We start from the raw sequence: 6,400 nt of genomic DNA, 5'->3' as shown, positions 1-6,400 counted from the left end.
GTGGGGGCGGGCTCCACCGGTGTAGGCCCGGGTGGACGGGGCTTGCCGACCGACGTCAGCCGGTCGGAGTCCCTGCACCCGCTCATCCATCCCGCCAGCAGAAGAACACCCGTGAGGATGTGTCCGCGTCTCATTGCGCCCCCAGCCTACGGTGACCCATCGGGTCCACCGCACCCCAGCCGTCCTCCCCCGGGAGGACGTCGCCCATTGTGCGCAAGGAAGGTGGGCGCGATTGCCCCGAGAGGCAACTGTCTTGGATTGGTAAAACGCGGTTACACTGGTGGCACTTCTTTGCCCATCCCATGCGGCTGCCGACAGCACTCCTGCTCCTCTTCTTCCTGCTGCTGTGCGCTGCGCCGGCGCAGGCAGACACGCGCATCACCTTCCTGAGCCGTCAGTTGGAAAAGGGACGGGATCCGCGTGCTCGCTCACAAGCCGCGCTCGTGTTGGGCGCCACCGAAGACCCCGAAGCGGTGACGCCGCTGTGCACCGCGCTGAAGGACCCCAGCGAGCTGGTGCGCTCGGCGGTCGCCAAGGGACTGGGGGCGCTCCTGGAGCCGGGCGGGCTCGACTGCCTCCAGGCGTACCAGGGGGAGACGGATGCGTCCGTGAAGGCCGCGGTGGAGGACTCCATCAAGGCCATCAAGGCCTACCAGGCCCGCAGGCCGCGCTTCTACCTGTCGCTGGATGCGCTCAAGGACAAGACGGGCGGCATCCCCGCGGACGTGGTGAAGCTGTCGGAGGCGCGCCTGCGCTCGAAGCTGGTGCGCCGGGGCGCGATGATGGCGCCCGTGAAGGAGACGAAGGCCGCGGCGAAGGGCGCGCTGAAGAAGATGGGCGTGCACGGCTACCGCATCACGGCGGAGATCCAGGCCACGGACAACGGCGGCCTCCGCATCGCGATCCTTTGCATGAGCTACCCGGAGCAGTCATTGATGGGGCAGGTGGAAGCCCATGCTGCGGGAGCACCGCCCGCGGATCTTCTGAAGGCCCTGATTCCCCGCGTGATTGAAGAAGCCGCGGCGACCTTCGAGTGGAGCAGCGAGACATGACGACGACGACCGCGCCGGCTCCGGAACCCACACCGGCCCCGGCGCCCACCCCGGCCCCGACGAAGCGCCGCTGGCGCAACTTCCTCCTGGACGCGCCCTTCCAGCTCAAGCTCACCGGCTACATCGTGGGCGTGTCGCTGGTGCTCGCGGCCATCCTCGGCATCTTCCTGGTGCGCGCGGCGAACTCGCTGATGCACGAGACGGCGACGGCGGTGGATGCCCGCTCGCGCGCGGCGGAGGTGAGCCGCGAGCTGTCCGGGGCCACGCTCTCCAACGAGCTGCTGGCCCACATGGACGACCCGTCCTTCGAGGCGAAGTTCCGCGAGCAGGCGCAGGCCATCGACGCGGGCTACGAGGCGGAGCGCAGCGCCATCGTCGCGCAGCGCGCGGAGCTGGAGCGCCACCAGCGGCTGACGTGGTGGGTGCTGGGCCTGTGCATGGTGGGCTTCATCGTGGTGGTGGCGGCGGCCACCATCGTGGTGACGCACCGGATGGCGGGCCCGCTGTTCCGCATCAAGCGCATGGTGCGCGAGGTGGCCGAAGGCCGCCTGCGCCCGCCGCAGCACGGCCTGCGCGAAGGCGATGAGCTGCAGGACGTCTTCGAGGCCGCGCGCGACATGACGCAGCGGCTGCGCAACCAGCAGGAAGAGGACGCGCGCGTGCTGGCGGAGGCGCTGGCGCAGGCGAAGCAGAAGGGCGTCACCGGGCCGTGGGTGGACGAGCTGAGCGCCCTCGAAGCGCGCTACCGCGAGCGGCTGGCGCGGTAGGCGGGGGAGGCCAGTCCCGGCGGTGCGCCCGCTTCACGGCAAGCGGGCGCGCGCCGCCTCACACCCGCGCGGTGTCCGCGGCCAGCCCCATCTGCATCAGCTCCGAGTGCAGCAGCAGCCGCGCCTGGGCCCAGGGCATCGCCACGACGCGGTAGCCCGCGAGCGCCTGGAGCAGCAGGGGCCGGTAGCTGGCATGGCCGGGGTCCGCCACCACGACGATGCCCCGGTCGGTGGTGGAGCGGATGAGCCGCCCGACGCCCTGGCGCAGCAGCAGGAGCGCGCGCGGCAGCCGGTACTGGAGGAAGCCCAGGTACTCGTTGCCGCCCCGGGCGAGCGGCTCCTCGCGCGCGGCCACCAGCGGCCGTGTCGCGGGCTCCAGCGGCAGCTTGTCGATGAAGACACACCCCACGCCGCGCCCGGGGATGTCCACGCCCTGCCAGAAGCTCTTGGTGCCCAGCAGCACCGTGCCCGTGTCGCGCTCCTGCCGCGCGGCCAGCGAGCGCCCGTGCCCGCGCGACTGGCGCAGCACTTCAATGCCGTGCGGCTCCAGCCGCGCCTGGACCTCGCGGGCCACGCGCTCCAGCCGCCGCGTGGAGGCGAAGAGGCCCAGCACGCGCCCGCCCATCACCTGCGCCAGCCCGGAGATGCGCCCGGAGGCCCAGTCGATGAAGGGCTCCTCGTGCGCGCGCGGCGCGTCGGTGACGAGCACCACCAGCGCCTGCTGTCCCAGGTGGAACGGCGAGGGCGCGCGGAACAGCGGCGGCCTGAGCCCCAGCCGCTTCAGGACGAAGGGCACGCTGTCGCCCGTGCCCAGCGTGGCGGACGCCATCACCAGCGCGCGCTTGTTCGCGGCGAAGTCGCGCGACACGGACTCGGACACGTCCACCGGCTGCGCGCCCACGCTCCAGCGCCCCTTGCGAGGCTCCGCGCGCGCCGCGTAGCACCGCTTCACGTCCGGCTCGCCCGCCAGCTCCCCCGCGAGCACCGCCAGCTCTCCCAGCTCCGTGGTGGCCCCGGCCAGCTCCCGCTCCAGCGAGGGCTGCTTCACCGCCAGCTCCGGCAGCGCCGCCAGCGCCCGCACCGCGAGCAGCGTGTGGATGCGCTGGAGCGCGCCGCGCACCGCCTCCAGCCCCTCGCGCACGGGCTCCCACGCGGGCAGGGCGCGCACGGCGTCCGTCACCCGCAGCTCCGGAGCGTAGGCCGCCTCGTCCGCGTCCTCACCGGGCATCGCTGACGCGGGCTCGCACAGCGCCGTCACCTGCTCGCCCAGGGCGCGCGCCTCCTGGAGCAGCGTGCGCAGCGCGTCGTCCACCTCGCCCATCAGCGCGCGGGACTCGTCGCGGCGCGTGGCCGCCAGCGCGCGGCGCAGCTCCGCGAAGAGGCCCCGGCGTCCGTCGCGCCCGTGCAGCCGCTCCGTGAGGCGCAGGAAGGCCAGGTCCGACAGCTCCACCGTGAGCGCGGTGGTGGCCACGTCCTCCAATTCGTGCGCCTCGTCCAGCACCAGGTGGTCCAGGCGCGGGTAGCGCGCGGGCCACGCGAACGCGAGCGACTGGTTGATGACCAGCACGTCCGCCTCGCGCGCCTGGGCCACCGCCGAGTGGTAGAAGCACTTGTGGTGGTGCGGGCACCGCTCGCCCAGCGTCGTCGCCGCCTCGGAGCGCACCGCGGGCACCAGCCCGTGCATCCCGGGGAAGCGCTCGCGGAACCAGTGGGAGAGCCGGTCCAGGTCCCCGTCCAGGCTGCGGCGCAGGTACGCGCGCACGTAGGCCCGGGGGGCTCTCGCGGCGTGGTTCATCCCCGGCTCCACGCGCGTGGCCTCCAGCGCGCGGCGGCGGCAGAGGTAGTTCGTCTGGCCCTTCAGGAGCGCGTAGCCGAACGCGCCCCCCGTGGCCTGGTGCAGCCGGGGCAGGTCCTTCTCCAGGAGCTGGTCCTGGAGCGTCTTCGTGTGCGGCGCCACGCCCACCTTCAGCCCGTTGCGCGAGGCGAAGAGGGCCGCGGGCGTGAGGTACGCCAGCGACTTGCCCGTGCCGGTGCCGGCCTCCACCGCCACCTGCCCGCCGTCCGACAGCGTGCGCGCCACCAGCTGCGCCATCTCCACCTGCGCGGGGCGTGACATGAACCCGCCGCTCTTCTCCAGCGCGCCGTCCGGCCCCAGCACCTGGGCCACCTCCTCCGGCCGCACCGGCAGCGGGGTCGCGTCCGCCTCCGGTTCGGGGGGAGGCCGCGCGCCATGTGCCCGCCGCCGCTCCGGCCGCGCCCGCAGGAAGCCGCCCGTGGCCTCCAGGCCCAGCGGCACCGGCGTCGCGCGGCAGGCCTCCCACAGGCGGGAGAGCAGCTCCACCAGCGGGCGCGCCTCCGCGTCCGTCGCCAGGTCGCGCGCGTCCTCCGGGGACAGGGCCGCGTCCAGGAGCGGCGTGGGCCCCAGCGAGGCGCGGGCGCGCGGGTCCAGGGTGGAGAGCAGGTCCGCCACGTCCTCGGCGCGCCCGTCACGCACGCAGCCGTCCAGCGCGTGCACCAGCACCCCATGCACCGCCGCGCAGTCGTGGAGCGCGCGGTGCGGCTGCTGCGAGCCCAGCTTCGCCCACCGCATCAGCGACTCCAGCGAGTGGCTGGGCAGCTCCGGGTGCAGGTAGTGCATCAGCTCGCACGAGTCGAGCACCGGGGCCTGGATGGGGCCCAGCACGTCCGGCAGGAAGCCCTTCTCGAAGGGGGCGTTGTGCGCCACCACCGTCCAGCCCCTGAGCCGGTCGCGCAGCTCGGCGCGCTCGGTGTCGAAGCGGGGCTGCCCGGACAGCTGCGCGTCACCCAGCCCGGTGAGGCGGCGGATGGTGAGGTTCAGCGGGCGCGACGCGGAGTACAGGCGGGAGAAGCGGTCCACCTCGCGGCCGTGCTCGAAGAAGAGACAGCCCACCTCGATGACCTCGTCCACACGCGGGTCCAGCCCCGTCGTTTCGAGGTCGAGGAAGACATGCCGGGTGAAGAGCTCCGAGCTGCCCATGCAGGGCGTCGAGCCTACCCGGCCGGGGGGACATCGCCAGTTAACGGCAGGCCCCGCGGCGCTCCCCGGCGCTACTCGACGACGAAGGTCCCGGCGATCATCTTCCCCATCGCGCACCCGTACCGGAGCGTCCCGCCCTGACTCGGCGTGAAGGCGATCTCCACCGGCGTGTTCAGCGGCAGCTTCGCGTCGATCTTGTACTCGTCCATCACCAACTCGGTGGCGCACGTCACGTCCGTCTTGCGCGTCACCACCAGCTTCACCGGCTCGCCCTTCTTGAGCTTCACGGCGCCGGGCTCGAAGCCCTTCTCCGTGACGGCCAGGTCCACCACGTGCACGCCCTTCTCCCGGCGTCCCGCCTCCACCGCTTCGGGACCTTCCGGGACCTTGGCGGCCGCGTCCTTGGAGCACGCCTGCTGGGAGGCGCCCGCGAGGATCGCCGCCACGGTGAGCGCCAGCCAGGGCTTGATGATGCGGGAGAAGAACGGACGCATGGGCAGGACTCCGTCAAGGAAGAGAGGGCGGCCCGGCCTGGAAGCGGGGCCGCCCGGCGGGGACGACAACAGCGGACCTCAGGCCCCGGAGTCCGGCTCCGCGGCGCTGTCGGCGTCGGAATCGGAGTCGTCGTCGGGCGCCGGAGGCGCGTCGAAGCGCAAGAGGGCGTGGAGCGGGATGAACAGCTCGTGGCCCGGCTCGCCCAGCAGCACGTCGAAGCGGCCCACGCGCAGGAGCGGCGCTTCCACCGTGATGCCGTTGCGCAGCACCATCTTCACCGTCTGCCCGATGTGCGGCAGGAACGGCCGCGGGTCCGAATACGGCCGCTTGTCCGGCTGCCGTGCCACCTGCGCCGGCTTCTGGGTCAGCTTCGCGTCGCGGTCCAGGTTCGGCATCAGCCGCTCCCAGTCACCCCGCCGCGCGATGAGCACCACCTGGAGCTTCTCCAGCCGGCCCGTGCGCTCGAAGGTGAAGGCGATGGCCTCCTCCGCCAGCAGCGTGTCCAGCAGCGAGCGCTCCGCGAGCACCACCGACAGCTCGGTCTTCTGCTCGATGAACGCGCCCAGGAAGTCCGCCACCAGCGCGTTGTCCACCTGGCCGCGCGCCTGCTTGATGGCCGCCTTGCGCTGGCTGCGCTCCTTGCGCGCCATGAACTCCGCCACGGTGAGGCCGCTCTGGAGGATGCCGAACGCGTCCCCGAGGGACAGGCCCGCCGTCTGGCCCATCAGCTCGTAGACCTGGTCGAAGCGCTTCGCCTCCTCGGCGTGCAGCTTGCGCCAGATGCGCGCCTTCATCTTCCCTTCCAGCTCGCCCTTCGCGATGCGCGCCGGGACGTGCTCGCGCGTGGCCAGCGCCAGGATCTGCTCCGGCGTGGGCGGCGGGCGCGGCGTGGAGGGCCGGGCACCGAAGCGGCCCGGAGGACCGCCCGTGCGCGGAGGACCGCCCATGCCGGGCGCCCGGGGCGCGGAGGGCCGTGCCCCCGGCGTGAAGCCTCCGGAGGTGGACGTGGGCGCGGCGGGCGCGGCCGTGGAAGAGGCCGGCACCGGAGACGGCCGGGGCGCGGGGGCTGAAGCGCTCGCGGGGGACAG

General features: G+C 73.2%; 5 protein-coding genes. 2 read left to right on the top strand and 3 right to left on the bottom strand.

The genetic code is table 11. The features are described from left to right. The first annotated feature begins 302 nt into the window (after positions 1 to 302). Together D7X12_RS37855 and D7X12_RS37850 are read left to right on the top strand one after the other, a co-directional pair. On the top strand, positions 303 to 1,052 hold the full coding sequence (locus D7X12_RS37855) for a HEAT repeat domain-containing protein (protein ID WP_120630037.1): 750 nt from the start codon (positions 303 to 305) through the stop codon (positions 1,050 to 1,052). After that, positions 1,049 to 1,819: a HAMP domain-containing protein gene (locus tag D7X12_RS37850; RefSeq protein WP_120630036.1), complete on the top strand. Its 771-nt coding sequence runs from the start codon at positions 1,049 to 1,051 to the stop codon at positions 1,817 to 1,819. The genes D7X12_RS37855 and D7X12_RS37850 overlap by 4 nt, the downstream gene beginning before the upstream one ends. 58 nt (positions 1,820 to 1,877) lie before the next feature. Here the strand turns inward: D7X12_RS37850 and D7X12_RS37845 are convergent, their stop codons facing one another. From D7X12_RS37845 to D7X12_RS37835, 3 genes are all read right to left on the bottom strand, one after another. After that, positions 1,878 to 4,817, bottom strand: coding sequence for a helicase C-terminal domain-containing protein (locus D7X12_RS37845; RefSeq protein ID WP_120630035.1), 2,940 nt, complete (start codon positions 4,815 to 4,817; stop codon positions 1,878 to 1,880). Between the two features lie 71 nt (positions 4,818 to 4,888). Continuing rightward, positions 4,889 to 5,311, bottom strand: coding sequence for a cupredoxin domain-containing protein (locus tag D7X12_RS37840; protein ID WP_120630034.1), 423 nt, complete (start codon positions 5,309 to 5,311; stop codon positions 4,889 to 4,891). A 78-nt stretch (positions 5,312 to 5,389) separates the two neighbouring features. Continuing rightward, positions 5,390 to 6,259, bottom strand: a complete 870-nt coding sequence (locus tag D7X12_RS37835) for a hypothetical protein (protein ID WP_279637278.1) — start codon at positions 6,257 to 6,259, stop codon at positions 5,390 to 5,392. Positions 6,260 to 6,400: the final 141 nt, after the last annotated feature.

The sequence above is a fragment of the Corallococcus sicarius genome (assembly GCF_003611735.1).
GTDB lineage: Bacteria > Myxococcota > Myxococcia > Myxococcales > Myxococcaceae > Corallococcus > Corallococcus sicarius.
This window is presented reverse-complemented; position numbering and strand designations above follow the sequence as displayed.